General features: G+C 34.5%; 10 protein-coding genes. 1 reads left to right on the forward strand and 9 read right to left on the reverse strand.

The annotated features are described in order from the left end of the window. Positions 1 to 114: 114 nt before the first annotated feature. A complete protein-coding gene (locus RD055328_RS06315) occupies positions 115 to 1,407 on the reverse strand; it encodes a nucleobase:cation symporter-2 family protein (RefSeq protein ID WP_244087946.1) in 1,293 nt (430 codons plus the stop codon). A gap of 195 nt (positions 1,408 to 1,602) precedes the next feature. On the opposite strand from RD055328_RS06315, the gene RD055328_RS06320 reads away from it, so the two are divergent. Then, positions 1,603 to 3,030 (forward strand): C69 family dipeptidase, encoded by a 1,428-nt coding sequence (locus tag RD055328_RS06320; protein ID WP_244087947.1) that lies wholly within the window; start codon positions 1,603 to 1,605, stop codon positions 3,028 to 3,030. Between the two features lie 44 nt (positions 3,031 to 3,074). Here RD055328_RS06320 and RD055328_RS06325 read toward each other — a convergent pair whose 3' ends face one another. The 8 genes from RD055328_RS06325 to RD055328_RS06360 form a co-directional block, all read right to left on the reverse strand. Then, complete coding sequence (locus RD055328_RS06325; RefSeq protein ID WP_244087948.1) at positions 3,075 to 3,602, reverse strand: hypothetical protein; 528 nt, start codon at positions 3,600 to 3,602, stop codon at positions 3,075 to 3,077. 326 nt (positions 3,603 to 3,928) lie between these two features. After that, complete coding sequence (locus RD055328_RS06330; protein WP_244087949.1) at positions 3,929 to 4,225, reverse strand: hypothetical protein; 297 nt, start codon at positions 4,223 to 4,225, stop codon at positions 3,929 to 3,931. Next, positions 4,218 to 4,478, reverse strand: coding sequence for a DUF2089 family protein (locus tag RD055328_RS06335; RefSeq protein ID WP_244087950.1), 261 nt, complete (start codon positions 4,476 to 4,478; stop codon positions 4,218 to 4,220). Before RD055328_RS06335 ends, RD055328_RS06330 begins: the two co-directional genes overlap by 8 nt. 103 nt (positions 4,479 to 4,581) lie before the next feature. Next, positions 4,582 to 4,998, reverse strand: a complete 417-nt coding sequence (locus RD055328_RS06340) for a hypothetical protein (RefSeq protein WP_244087951.1) — start codon at positions 4,996 to 4,998, stop codon at positions 4,582 to 4,584. A gap of 157 nt (positions 4,999 to 5,155) precedes the next feature. Further along, positions 5,156 to 5,395 carry a DUF2922 domain-containing protein gene (locus RD055328_RS06345; protein ID WP_244087952.1) on the reverse strand — a complete coding sequence of 80 codons (240 nt, stop codon included), beginning with the start codon at positions 5,393 to 5,395 and terminating at the stop codon, positions 5,156 to 5,158. Positions 5,396 to 5,415: 20 nt separating this feature from the next. Beyond that, positions 5,416 to 5,631 (reverse strand): hypothetical protein, encoded by a 216-nt coding sequence (locus RD055328_RS06350; RefSeq protein WP_244087953.1) that lies wholly within the window; start codon positions 5,629 to 5,631, stop codon positions 5,416 to 5,418. Between the two features lie 221 nt (positions 5,632 to 5,852). Further along, positions 5,853 to 10,613 carry a hypothetical protein gene (locus RD055328_RS06355; RefSeq protein ID WP_244087954.1) on the reverse strand — a complete coding sequence of 1,587 codons (4,761 nt, stop codon included), beginning with the start codon at positions 10,611 to 10,613 and terminating at the stop codon, positions 5,853 to 5,855. 196 nt (positions 10,614 to 10,809) lie between these two features. Further along, positions 10,810 to 15,618, reverse strand: a complete 4,809-nt coding sequence (locus RD055328_RS06360) for a hypothetical protein (protein ID WP_244087955.1) — start codon at positions 15,616 to 15,618, stop codon at positions 10,810 to 10,812. Positions 15,619 to 15,802 lie beyond the last annotated feature (184 nt).

Consider the following 15,802-nt stretch of genomic DNA (forward strand, 5'->3'; position numbering starts at 1 on the left):
CCAATCCCCACATTACTGTATTTAAGCTTATTGTAAAACAACAATAGCAACCATACCAAATTAATGCAAGTGTTTGATTAAAAAATAATAAAACCATAAAAAAAGAAACCGCAACTAAGCGATTTCTTTTTTCATAATTACATTTAAGAATAAGTTCAAAATAATTGCGGTGAAACTTCCAACAACTAATCCATTGTTAAGGATAGTTTGTGCTGTTGCTGGTAATGCTTGTAATAAAGTTGGTTGAACGGTAACGCCTAATCCCAAACCAATTGAAACACCAATTATCAATAAATTATTACTTGTCATCTTAATTTTGCTTAGCATTTTGACACCTTCAGCACCAACAATACCAAACATAACTAACATTGCCCCACCAAGAACTGCAGACGGAATCAATGTTGCAATTGCTCCAACCTTAGGAATTAATCCTAGAACCATCAACATAACTGCTGAATAGAACACCGGAACAATACTCTTGATACCTGATAATTCAACAACTCCCACATTTTGCGAGAATGTAGAATAAGGGAAAGTATTAAAAATCCCACCGAATACCGCAGCAATTCCTTCTGCACGATATCCTTTTTTTAGATCTTCTTCACTTATTTCACGTTCCGTAATTTCACCCAAAGCAAAGAACACTCCAGTTGATTCAATCATACAAGTTAAAGCTGCTAAGAGCATAACTAAAATAGATGACCACTCAAACTTAGGGGCTGCAAAGTAGAATGGACGAGGTATTTGGAACCAATGTGCTGTACTAACCGGCTCAAGACCAATCTTTCCAATAGCTAAAGCCACAAAACTCATAACAACAATTCCAATTAAAACTGAGATTTGTTTCAAAAATCCCTGACCAAAAATATTGATACATACAATTATCGCAACCGTTGTGAAACCAAGCCAAAGATTAGTTGTATTACCAAAATCAGGAGCGTTAACATTACCCCCACCGATATTTTGAAAAGCTACCGGAATCAAAGTGAAGCCAATTAGAGTAATTAATGAACCTGTTACTACCGGTGGAAAGAAACGTTTAAGCTTCGAAAAGACACCAGCAACAAGAAAAATACAAATACCGGTAATAATAATAGCACCATACATATAAGCAATACCGTGGTTCTTACCAATATTTTGAAGCGGTGTTACATATTCAACCGCTGAACCAAGCACGACTGGTAATCCAATACCTGTCAACGGTGTACGCTTCAATTGTAAAAGTGTAGCTACACCACACATGAAAATATCCGCAGATATTAAATAAGTCATTTGTGTGGCATTAAATCCAAGTGATGCACCAACCAACAGTGGAATCAAGATATCTCCTGAGTACATGGCAAGTAGATGTTGAAAACCTAGGATTATATTTTTAACAGTTGATGTATTATTGTTTTTTGCTTCCATCAATATCTCCTAAATATACGCAATTTAAATTACTTGTTTAATATATTATCACTGCAGACTTTTCAAAACAATGCAAAACCAAACGTTTTTGACAGTTTTTTCACAAATAGTTCGCTTTTATTTCCCTATGAATATTAGAATTTTTTTAATTGTTGTGATAGACTCATTTCATTACATATATTTGGAGGTAATCTCATGGCACAATATGAAAGTGCATGTACTACAATGCTTGTTGGTAAAAAAGCTACAATGGACGGATCAACGATGATTGCCAGAAATGACGATACATTCCTAACAATTTCTCCACACAATTTTGATTTCCATCCTGCCGTTAAAGGTGAAAAAGGTCGAGTAGTTAAATCTTGGCTTAATGGTTTTGAAGAAGAAATCCCTGCTGATAACTACAGTTGGCAAGGAGTTCCTAACGTTGACTACAAGAATCGTGGATTCTACGACGAAAGTGGTATCAACGGCATGAACGTTGCTATGAGTGGTACTGAAAGTACTTACGGCAATGAACGCGCTCTAGCTTATGACCCACTAGAAAAAGACGGACTTGACGAAGATTGTATCGTCAGAATGGTTCTACCATTCGTAGATTCAGCAAAAGCTGCTGTCACTCGTCTAGGTGGACTTATCAAAAAACACGGTAATCCTGCTGGAAACTCTGTATTATTCAGTGATAAAAACGATATTTGGTATATGGAATTAGTTACTGGTCATCATTGGGTTGCTCAACGCATTCCTGATGATTGTTATGCAATCACTGGTAACCGTGTTGCCATTCAACAAGTCGACTTCAATGACCCTGATAACTTCATGTGGTCAGAAGGCATTCAAGAGTTCGTTGAACAACATCATTTAAATACCGACCAAACAGGTTGGAATTTCCGTCATATTTTCGGAACAAGCAATCTTAAAGATCGTCATTACAACACACCTAGACAATGGTACGGTCAAAAAATGTTCAATCCCGAACTAATCCAAGACCCCGAAGATACCGAACTACCATTCATTATGAAGACTGAACACAAATTCTCAGTTGATGATATCGAAGAGTTCTTAGGATCACATTATAACGAAACAGAATTCGACCCATTGGGACATGGTTCTGATGCTGATAAGCACCGTTACCGCCCAATCGGACTTAACAGAACCCAAAACGCGCACGTACTTCAAATCAGAAATGATGTTCCCGAAGAATACGCAGCAATTATGTGGCTGTGTATTGGTACTCCAACTTTCACTCCATTCATTCCATTCTTCACAAACATGAATGATACAGAAGAAACATTTAAGAACTTAACACCAGAATTTGATATGAACAAAGCTTATTGGATGTACAAAGCTCTATCAGTTCAAGTTGAATCTAACTATTCAGCCTATATCCAAGATGATATTGATTACTTAATATCTTGTCGCCAAATCTTGCGAGCAGCTGTTGAAGAAACAGACCAAGGCGCAGCTAAATTATCAGGTGATGAATTAACAGAATTCTTAACTAAACGTAACCAAGAATTGGTACAAGAAATGCACACAAAAGCATTGAAACTAATGGATAACTTATATCTTAAAGGTATGACCTTATCTAAATTAACATTTAATATGGATGCCAATCTATAAAGAACAAAAAAGCTCAACAGGACAATTTCTGTTGAGCTTTTTTATTACTTAATTAATAATAGCAAGAATCCTACTTGAATTATTAAGAGAGCTAAGCAAGTATATGCATACTTACTCTGCTTATCAAATACGTTATATATCTTCATGATCAATGTATAAATCAATGCACTCAATACTGAGAAACCAATCGAAGCAATGGTCATGTATTCTTGATTCCCTAATATATTATATGTAAATAAAGTATATGCTGTTTGCGGGAGAACTGACATCATTAGCCATACCCAAGATACTCCCGTTGAAAACTTATTATCTGGCGAAAGCATATTAACTATGAATTTCATTACCACTGCAGTAACAAGCGGTATCAACATATACAACATCATAACCAGAATTCTTCCAGTGATAACACATGTAGTAGGAGCAATATTTGTATTTTTAAAATCGTTAGGAATAATCAAAAGATTCGCGTTATTATTCAATACCAACATTACTAATGTGTAAATGCCTATTCCTTTTAATGAAATATAGTTGTTTTTAACGTTATAAATGTTTTCTTCTAAGTCCAGTCCCATCTCCTCTTCCTCTCTTTGCCTAAAAAAATAAGGGCATCATTTACTACGAATGCTCTTATCGTACGTGTTTAGGATGTTATTGACACCATATAATATCGCACAACAAATATCAACCTGACAATAAGACAATTATCGCTTTCACATCTCTTGAATACCACTTATTACCGAGCTACAATCTATATGCAATATAAAAAGACCGGTGCTCGATACACCGATCCTTTGGGTAATAGAATTGCGTTTTTTGGTTTTGTTAAGACCGCTAGTAGCGGTCTTTTTTTATACGATCAATCAAGTCTAATAGTTTGTTCAAATCACTAATCGACTTTTCAGTTCTTTCCTTGACTCAGATCATTACTTAACATCTTATTTTTTTCTTTTGAAATTCTTTTATTATATCGATTATGTCCCTCACCCCAAAAAACTAACAAGACAATAATACCAATAGCGGCTATTATAAAATCTATAAATACTAAATGTTGGCTTTTAACTAACACATAAACAATACCAATTGTACCTAATAAAGGTATTACTCCACCCAGCCAAAAATATTTTGTATTTGCCAAAACATATGTCTCTATTAAAATCAAAAAAATAATTATTATAAAAAAAGTCAATTCAGTCATCCTGTTCTCCTTCATAAAAATCTATAATTTTTTTAGCCGAATTATAGCTAATTTCATCGTCTGTTACTAGGCGCATAACATCCATTATAAATGGTTCACTATCTTTCTCATCTATAATATCAATTTTATTTATAACCTCATTCAATCTATTCCGTACTGTTGGATACGAAACTGAATATTCCTTTGCTACTTGCTTTAATGAGCCTGAAGATAACACAAAACGTTTAATAAAAATCATATCTTCATCCGTCATATCTTCATACCATGTATTAATAATCGCACCCTCCTTTTTAACTTTATTAATAAAATAGCACAAATAATAATAAATAAAAAAGAGGCCCGCAGGCCTCTTTTTTCTATTCCGTACATTTCTTCTTTAGTCGCTGACGTACAGCTCGTAAATATCTAGTTGATACATTTAGTTTTTGTGCCAAAGTCTTTAACGAGATTTCATTAATGAAATGGTCCAATAAGATTATTTCTTCAACCTTAGTGAATTTAACATCTCGTAATAATTCTACAACGTTCAAACTTTCCTTATCAGGAAAATCCAAATTTTCAAAATTATCCAGCTTGTGAAACCTGTGATAGACACGTTCTTTACGTAAGTGATCGATAACCGACCAAAGAATTTTTCTATAAACGTACTTATTAAAACTTGTAATTTCAAACTCTTTTGAATAGTTCTCATAACACTGCGCATAAGTAATCAATCCTTCTTGTAGATAATCATCATAATTACTATTTCGAAAATAAATATGCAGTTGTTTCAATACTCCATAGATAACACCTTGATTCTTCGCTGCTAGCTCAAAGCCATAATTTATATTATTAGAATTAATAAAAACAGTCTCCTTATAAGATTAAATCCCCAACCGGTTGTGATTTTTATTTTTTTAGAGCAAGTGCTCGAGTTTGCTCAAATCTACATTACGCTAATGGTGCTGAATCTTTGTCTCCAAATATATAATCTTCTGTTTTTGTTATATATTTGGCTGATAATGGTTCGTGATATAAATCGTCACCATCTTTATTAAACAATTGTGCATCCGCTATCTGTTGCATGGCTGCCTTAACTTCATCAGTCTTTAAATCATCACGAAAGTAATTCAAAGTTAAACTTCGACGAGCCCCACCAGCTGTTTTGAACCCTAGTTGTAATTTTCTCATATCTTATTCTCCTCTATTAACTAAATATCTGTTGCTAAGTTTGTTACGGTTGTTACTTCAACTCCATCGAGTTGATCCCCGGATAATTTGGCATAGACTTCACCAAACGTCATTAGTTTTTCACTGTCAGGATTTTCAATAACGTTGGCTAGATGGAATAATTTAACTCCACCTTCGTAACGATCTTCATTATCCAACAGCAAACCAATTGATGTTTTCTTCCATGTTGTCTTCATTTTGCTTCCTCCAATAAGTATTTTGTAAGTTGTTTTCCGGCCGGAAATAATTGCTTACATCTACACTAACGTTTGAAAACTCGAAAACGGTACTACAATTTTAAATTTTGTAGAATTAATCTTTTTCCTCCCAATCTAATACACTACGTAAACGCAACACATATCTACTTATACAAATTAAAAAAGCTATAAATCAAATGATTTATAGCTTTTTAATTGAATTATTGCGGTGCATTAACCTGCGTCCAAGTAAGTTGCGTTGAATAACTACCAGCTAACGAATCAGTCCCAATAGGTTCGAGTAGTCCCATATTTGCAGACCAATCCAATGTCCCATCAGACTTGAATTTAACCTCTTTGGCGTTACCAACTCCTAAGATTGATTCTCCTCGATGGTCGTTGTATTGAGCATCAGAAGTAATCATCTCAATAGAACTCAACGTCTTACCATCACTAGAAGTCCAAGGTTTCGATTGATAGACAGTGTAATTTACTGTGCTATCATTTCGTTTTATTTTATCCCAACCTGTGTCTCTTGCATCCAGTTCTCGTGTATCTCCAACCGTTATTGGTTTAAATGTCAATACATCAGGAACTTCTAATGGTATTTTCTTTTTAAGTACCAAAGTGAATATTTGTGACCCAGTGCCACTATCTAGCCCGCCATCATCAGTTAATACTATCTGTATGTTATAAACCTTACTATTTTCAAGTTTACTTATATCACTTCCAGAAATATTAATTGAAGACGTATGTTCTTTTGATGATTCAGAATTATCAAGTTCACCTAAATCTCCGGTGGCAACAATTTCATTACTATTAGATGTATTGATAATTGTATATTTACCCTTCACCACTTGGCTATCATCATGCCAAGTTAGCTTCATTGGAAAATCATTAGTATCCCCCTCAGTTATCTCATTAATAGACATTTGCTTACCTGCATTGTCTGTTAACTTGTCCACTACGGGCGCTGTATTAGCAGGGCCGACATGGATAGTGTAAGCTACAGCTCTTGAGCTGTCACTTAACTCTCCGTCATCAGTTAGTACAACAGTTACTTTGTAATCAGTATCTGCTTCTAATTTAGATAATTGAGTTCCTGGGATTGTAAATGATGTTGTATTGTTTTCTCCAGGGTTTGGGTTAGTTAAGTCCTTAGAATCTATTGTTCCATTAGCAGCTTCGTTGCCATTTGAATCAGAGATTGAATAAGTTGCCGTGAATGATGTACTTTGCTTATCGGTCCAATTCATCTTCAAATCCAAGTCATCTGTAGACTTATGCTTAATATCACTTTCGGTAGTACCGTCTTTATTAGTGATTTTATTAATGACCGGAGGATCATTTGGTATCTTAGTAACTTCAAACTTATCAGTTGAACCAGTTCCTACGGTTAAATCTTCTTCTGATACATTGCCTTCTGAATCAGTCGCAAAAATTCTAACCGTATGTTCTCCTATTTCTTTATCGCCAAGTGCTGCAATTTCTTCTTTTGGTATTGTGAAGTTAAAGTCTTTTTTGGGTTCTTCTTTTTGATTCAGAATAATTGTTGCATCTGCATATGACTTCTTCTTGCCATCACTACTTGTCATAAAGAATCGAACAGTATTAGTTCCAAATTGCCAGTTCTTAGAAGTAACATCAGCTGAGTATGTTCCATCAGTATTAACAGTAACATCTTTAGCCGAAGTTCTAGGTGTTTCTCCACTCGGGTTAACTTCATACTTAATTGTAGGCTTAGAACCCGTTGAATCCATATACGTACCTGTTATTTGCTTACTATAGCTTGAGAGTTTTGAATTCGTAACATCATCACTATACTCATTCTCATTAGTAGCAATTGAGATAGATCCGACTTCTTGTCCAGGTAAAGATGTAGAGATATATTTAGCAAATAATTGCCCATTGTCTCCTGAAGATCCTGATCCATCATATACACCAGAATAGAACTTTAGTTGATCAGTACTCATTCCTTCAGCATTGTTATTAACCTTATACTTGAAAGTAAACTTGAAATAGTCATTTTCTTGCATCTTATTTTGTTGAGCAACATAAGAAATAGTATTAATCCCTGCGGGATTTCTCCCGTCAAGTTCTAAATATTTGTGTGTTTTATCAGCAACATCTCTGTATTGTTCTTTGTCGTAAATTTTAAATCCACTATTATTATAAAAAGTTGTAGTCCCTTTTAAACTGAACCCCATAATAGAACCAAATACACCACCAAAACTATTACTTGCGTCCCACATCGCCTGCATACCACTTGTTTGATTAGGGTCAGCATCAAAAGAACCATCACCGTATCCCCACAATGATAAGTCCGCTTTTTTAGTTCCATCAGCACTATATAATGCTGCACTATCAGTATGTTCATCAGTAAAAGGATTATCCTTTCCACCAACCTGGATAGCATAAGGGAAGATAAATGCCGAATTAACCATATTCATAAACACACTTTGACCATTAACAAGCGTCTTTTGTGCAGCAATACCAGTCAAAGTTGTGGTAACTGTAATTTCATCACCAATAGCAGTTTGTGTTGGATTTCCAGTCTTAGTATATGAAATATTAAAACCTAACTTCCCTCCATCAGATTCTATGACCGTGTTATCTGGATAATTCATTCCTTCTGTTGGAAGAATAGAATTCTGACCAAAAGGCAGTATATCTTTCTTAACTACACTTGGCCTTGTTTCTTGTTTAACTTTAGTCTTATTACTTACATTTTGATAACCGGCGATATCTTTTAATTGGCCATCATCTATTTGATATTGAAGAGAAACTAGATCCCCATCTTCATCCATATATTTCCCTGAAACAGGAACATCAACTTCCGACTTCTCTTCCATTGTCTTAGCGTCATCTGCAATAGCTACATCACTAACAACTGGATTGTGATTAGGTTCTGTAACTTCAAATTCAGCAATTGCGTCATCATCTGATTCTGAATTACCATCGGAAGCAAACACATGTATTTTGTGAGTGCCTTGTGCAAGATTTCCTAAATCAGAATTTTTAATTGTGAAATCAAAACTTCCAGCATTAGCTGCTTTGGTATGTTTTGAAGTCTTTAATTTCTTAAGTTTCTTCTTGCTTAACTTAACATTTTGATAATCATCAACCTTAATTTTTTCCCCATCATCCACTTGATAAGACAGTGACACTTTGTCACCTTCAGGATCTGAATAGTTCCCCTTAACATTAATATCCTTCAACTTGTTCTCATGCATTGTTGTTGGATTAATCGTTACATCTGTAACTTTCGGTGGGAAATTAGTAATGTTAACAACATTTGAGAAATAGATTTTCGTGGACTGAATATTTCTACCAGCATCAGCTTCATTAGTTGAATAAGTTACAGTATCTCCACCAGTGGCTAAATCTTGCGTTGTTGATTTATCTGAGATAATTGTTTGTGGATTAGCATCTATTTTAGAAGTGTATATATTCCATGCTTGTGAAAAATCAGTTAGTTTCTTCGCATCAGCTGCATTATTGATTTTTTTATCATAAATGTAAGCACCCTTATCTTCATCATATTTAAGTGCTTCACCAGTATCTGGGTCAATTGGTTGAATATAGTTACTCCAAGTAGTTAGATTAGAATCAGCTTCATAAGCTGTACCAATTACATTCGAATTAATTGACCAATCATTATCATTACTAGTATTTAAATCATCAATTCCATAAAATTGAACACCCATCTTTAACAAACTATTAATTGATGGTGGCATACGTTTAATAGACCTATTAACTACCAGACTTTCATCCGTATCAGAAGTCTTGAACTTATCTTCATCACCATTAACACCTGTCGCCATAGCTTTTGATACATTAATATCAGTAGAGAACTTAATTGGCATGTTAGTCCAATCAGGTCCATATTGATTTTCAGCAATCATTTGATTTAGCAATGAAGCTACTAGAAATTGCACAAAAGCAAGCGCCGTTGGATCAGTTAACGAACCTTGTGCTGGCAAGAATCTATGCAATGAGAAATACATTTTATGTGAATCACCTTCATACTTCTCAAAATATTTTTCAGTATCTTTCAATTGCCAACGATTATGTCCATCAGCAGGTCTTGTCTGTCCTACAGTACTTGGGTCAACATACCCATACCAATTATTCTTTCCATCATATGGCCCAACTGATAACTCACCATTTTCAAAACCAGCAATAATTTGATCATAGGTAACATTGTCAGGTAATTGAATAATCGCTCCAAATCCTAACCCTTTATATACTTGTTGAAGTAATCCTTTTGGGTCAGCAAAATTGGCCGTAGTATTAATCTTATTATCATAAGTAAATTTAATTGTTCCTGCACTCCATGGATCTGCAGGATTGGACGCTGGTACATACTTAGTTGTTAGTTTGGCATTAGTTTTAGCATCTCCTGCTTGTCTTACTGGAACAGGTGAAGTAGCTCTTGTTGATGATGATTGTTTGCCACTTAGGGCATATCCTATTTTTTTTGCAAATCCCGTATCCATCTGGCCTTTTTTATTAATCAGATTATTCTTCAAGAACATGTCATAAATTGCTTGTTTAACAGAATCACCCGAATTATTTGTAATATATGGAACTCCAGAATAAATATGCGTCAAAATAGAAGCAAAAGGACCGTTATAGTTCTTCCACTTAGTCAAATCACGCTGATCATCTACGTTAGAGTTTTTTATAGTTTTTGTTTTAGTTGTATCTGGCACATCTTTAACTATCTTATTATTGTTGACCGCAGTTGTATCATTATTAATTGTTGGAACATCTTTAATAACAGTATCTTCACTTTTATCATCTTTTTGAACTACAGTCTGATTATTATCATCATTTTTTATATTAGTATCATTCCCGGTTGGTGCCATGACAATTGTTCTGTTCAAACCGCTTGTTGCTGAAATCGCAGTTGACACTGGTGATGCTAAAATTATCCCCAAAGAAAAAATAGCTAATAACTTTATTTTCTTGTTACTCATAATTCTTCCCCACTATATATATATGTAAATATAAACCCCAAATATAATTAACCTCATAAAGTAGTTTTATTGTAATGCCAATCTTTCAATTAATCAACACAAAAAACTTATAATCAATATTAGTAAAATATAATTTGTAAAATAAATCAAAAAAAAATAAACCTTCAATTAAGAAGATTTATTTCTTGTATTTTGATTATTGTGGTGCGTCAACTCTAGTCCATGTAAGTTCAGTTGAATAATTATCTGCTTGTGCGTCTGTTCCGATTGGTTGAAGTAATCCCATATTTGCAGACCACTTCAATGTCCCATCACTATTAAATTCGACTGGTTGTGCATTAGCAGATCCCATGATTGAACTTCCTCGATGATCATTATATTGAGCATCCGAAGTTATCATCTCAATAGGACTCAAGGTCTTCCCAGTAGCTGAGGTCCAAGGCTTAGATTGATAAACAGTATAATTTGCTGTGCTATCATTTCGTTTTATATCGCCCCAACCTGTGTCTCTGGCATCAAGTTGTCGTTCATTCCCAACTGTTATCGCGTCAAACGTTAACTTAGCTGGTACTTCTAATGGTATTTTCTCTTTAAGCATTATGTTAAATACTTGTGAATTTGTACCACTGTCTAATCCGCCATCATCAGTCAATACTACTTGTATATTATACAATATGTTAGCTTTAAGTTTAGCCATATCACTACCTAAAACTTTTATATCTGTAGTATTTTTCGTCCCGGGATTTGGATTCTGTAGCTGTCCTATATCTCCTGTGGCCATTTCTTGATTACTTGAAGTATCTACAATGCGATATTTTCCTGTCACTTCTTGACTATCATCATGCCATGTTAACTTCATTGGGAAATCGGTAGTATCACCTTCACTAATTTGACCAAAAGAAGATATTTGTCCAGAACTATCTGTTAACTTATCCACTTTCGGTGCAACATTTGCCGCCCCAACATGAATAGTATACTTTTTAGATTTTGAACTATCACTTAATTTTCCGTCATCAGTTAATACTACACTTACTGTGTAATCAGTACTTGCTTTCAACTTAGACAATTGAGCTCCTGGAATTGAAAACGCTGTTGTATTATCTTTTCCAGGACTTGGATTGGTTAAACTCTTAGGATCTATTGTCCCATTAGCAGCCTCAGCACCACTTGAATCAGTGATTGAATAAGTAGCCGTGAATGATTTACTCTCTTTATCATTCCAGTACATCTTCAATCCTAAATCTGTAGTTGATCCATGTTTGATATTACCTTCAGTAGCATTACTATTATCAGCAATTCTATTGATTACAGGTGCACTATTAGCGCTACCAACATGAATAGTATATTTTTTAGCCTTTGTACTATCACTCAATCCACCATCGTCGGTTAGCACTGCAGTTACTGTGTAATCGGTGTCTGCTTTTAACTTGGCAAGTTGAATTGTAGGAATTGTAAATGCTGTCGTATTATCCGTTCCAGGTTTAGGATTAGACAGATTATTTATTGACCCTGTAGCTACTTCATTACCATCAGGATCAGCAATAGAATATGAACCTGTAAACGATTCACTTTGCTTATCATTCCAGTACATCTTTAAATCTAAGCTATCAGTTGGATTATATTTAATATTACCTTCAGTAGCGTTACTACTATCGGTAATTTTATTAATCACCGGTGGATCATTTGGTAATGGAGTAACTTCAAAGTCACCTGTAGAAACATTTGTTACTTCTTCTGACTTAGCACCCTTAGCATCGGTAGCAATAATCTTAACAGTATGTTTACCGATTTCTTTATCAGCTAGCGCTTGAATTTCTTCTTTACTAATTGTGAAATTGAAGTCTTTAGGTCCTATTTTTTCAGTTATTTTAACCTTAACATCAGTATACGTTGAATCTTTACCATCTGTACTTGTCATAAAGAAACGAACTGTATTATCGCCAAATTTCCAATTACTTGAAGTAACATCAGCCGAATAGGTTCCATCTGACTTAACAGTGGCATCTTTAGCTGCTGAACTTGGTGTCTCACCAGTTGGATTCACTTCATACTTAATCTTAGGACTTGTACCTGAAGTATCATTATAAACACCTGTCATATTTTGAGTATAATTTGGTAAATCGGCACTTGTTGATTCACTATTATAGTCTGTTTGATCTGGTGTAATACTTACTGCCTGAATTGTATCACCTGGTAATTGTGCTGATACGTAATTACCAAATGGTTTAGTTGTATTAGAAAAATCAGCAATACCAGCATAGAAACTAAGATGAACAGGGTCCATTCCTATGGCATCTTCAGTAACCTTGTATTTAAAACTAAATTCAAAATAATCACCTGACTGCATATTATTTTGTTGAGCTATATACGGAACAGAAATCGGCATATTCCCATTGGCTTGATTAGAATTAGGATATCCTTTATAGTCTACTTTTTTAGCACCGTAATCAAACTGTGTTTTTGAATATAGTTTCATTCTTCCGTCAGAATAAAATGACGGCGTCGATTTGATATTGTAACCTTGCTTAGTCCCAAAATCCATCTCACCTTCACCCATACTTGATCCGGATGTCCATAGATAACCTAACATCCCTGTAGAATCATAAGAAGTATCACCTGTTTGCCATAAGCTAACATCTGTTACTTTAGAACCATCTGCTCTATACATAGCAGCTCTACCTAAACCGCCATTCTCACTTATATCAGTAAATGGTTTTTTCCCATCAATACTTTGAGCATAAGGGAATATAAAAAGTGAATTAAGATACTTCATAAATTCTTTTTTACCATTAATTGGTGTATCTTGAGGTGTGATAGCTGTTAACCTAGTTCTAACTACGACTTCATCTCCAACTGCTGTTTGATTCTGGTCTCCACTTAATTCATAACTAATTGAATACTTCAATTCCCCACCATCATCTTTAATAGATATAGTTGATGGTTCACCTTCTGTTGGAACCATTCCTTGAACACCTTTACTAAAGTCATTAGTAAATATTCTATCTTTTTTAACAACACTTGGTTTAGTTTCTTTGTGTGTTTTTTGTTGTTTCTTTTTCTTACTTACATTTTGATATCCAGCAATGTCTTTTAGTTCACCATCATCAATTTGATATTGAAGAGAAACCTTGTCACCATCTTCATCAAAATATTTACCAGATACATTAATATCTTTTTCTGATTCTACTTGCATCGTTGTTGGATCAAGTTTCACATCTGTAACTTCAGGCTTATTATTCACTGTCTCAGCTACAACATTTGAGAAATGAATCTTAATAGGCGTTAAGTCATCTAACGAGTCAGCTTCTTTAGTATAGAAGGTAACAGTATCTCCGCCTTCTTGTAACTCACTTAGACTCTTGCTTGCAAGAATTTTTTCTGGTTCAGTTGCTTCTTTATTGTTATACAAATCCCATGCCTTAGTGAAATCTGTTATTACTTGATTTGTTGCCGAAGTAGTTACTTGTCCATCGTAAACATAGTATCCATTTGTTGCATCATACTTAAGTAACTTACCAGTCGAAGGATCAACCGGTTTAATATAATTAGACCATGTTTTTTGTTTCATTTCGGCATTATAAGCGCTTTGACCATCTAGAATTGACCAGTCGTCGGTACTTGTATCTAATTGTTCAAATCCATAAAATTCAACACCCATATCAAGCGTTCCTGTAGGTGATGCAGGCATTTTTTTCTTAGTCATACTGTTAACAAGAGCTTCATCGGTTGCAGACGTCTTATAGTCATCGTCAGCACTACTTACTCCATCGGCCATTGTCTTACTAATATTAATATCAGTTGAGAAGGTAATTGGTACGTTAGTGAATGTTGATCCTGTAAATCCAGCAACTGATATATGGTTAAATATAGCAAAAAGAATGTAATTATAGAAAGAAAAAGTTATCGGATTGTCTTTTTCTGTTGGAATACTTCCATCTGCTGGGGCATCTGTTAAGAAACGATGTAATGAGAAATACATCTTATGTTTATCCCCTGGAACTGGATCGAAATATTTCGCAGCATCATCCAATTGCCAGCGATTCAAACTAGGATTATCAGGGTCTGGGGATTGCCCTATCTTACTTAATGTATCAGAACTAACCTCCCCATACCATGAAATACCAGGCTCTGCTACTACAAGTTGTCCATTTTGAAATCCACTAATTATTTGATCGTAAGTAATATTCTTAGGTAAATTAATCACCGCACCAAATCCTAGACCATGATTAATTTGTCCATATAAAGCAGCTCCGCCGCCGCCATTTTCTGCATCAAAGTCCGCAACAGCATTGATGGCGTTTGTATATTTAAAATGTAATGTTCCCTCACTCCATGGATCTGTTTTAGAATCAGCAGGTGTATAGGTTGTTTCTAGTTTAGAATTATCGGCAGCATTGCCATATTGATGAACTGGGATTGGCTTATTAGGATCAGCACTTTCCTTAACAGACTTAATACTTTTTCCAGTATTAACATTATAGTTAAGTTGTTTTGCAGCCCCGGTGTCCATTTGACCTTTTTCATTCACTATATTCATCTTCAAAAGAACTTGATAATAACTATAATCAGTTGTTCCTTTTTCTGCTTTAGCTCCTTTAATAGGGACACCTTTATAAATATGTGTTAAATATTTTGCTAATGGACCTTTATAATTCTTCCATTTAGCCAACCCACGTTGATCATCAACGTTAGGATCATTATTTGTATATGAGTCTGCTGATGGTGCGTCTATTTTTGGTTCAACAGATTCAGTTTCATTATTTGTATTTGCTGAAGAATCTGGTGCATCTTTAATAACGGTGTCATCAGATTCACCGGTATTATTAGTATCATTATTTTCAACTACTTGTCCATCAGTTTTGTTAGTTTCATCATTTGCTTGTGGTGCCATGATAATAGTTTTTGCTGAGCTATTTGACACAGCGGTAATTATTGATGACGCAGGTGTCATTAATAACGTAAATAGAGATAATATCGTTAATAGTTTTATATTCTTTTTTTTCATGTAGTTCTCCCCCGAGAGTACATATGCTTTACCCCAAATGTTTTACATATGCACAGTTAACCCATTGAACATTTATATATTATTTATATTACAACGTCAATATTCACATAGCAACAATTTTTACTTGGATTTTGACATTTTAAATTTATTTTTGTAAAAAATTACAAAAATATTATCGTTCATT

The organism is Companilactobacillus sp. RD055328 (genome assembly GCF_022835675.1).
GTDB lineage: Bacteria > Bacillota > Bacilli > Lactobacillales > Lactobacillaceae > BQUT01.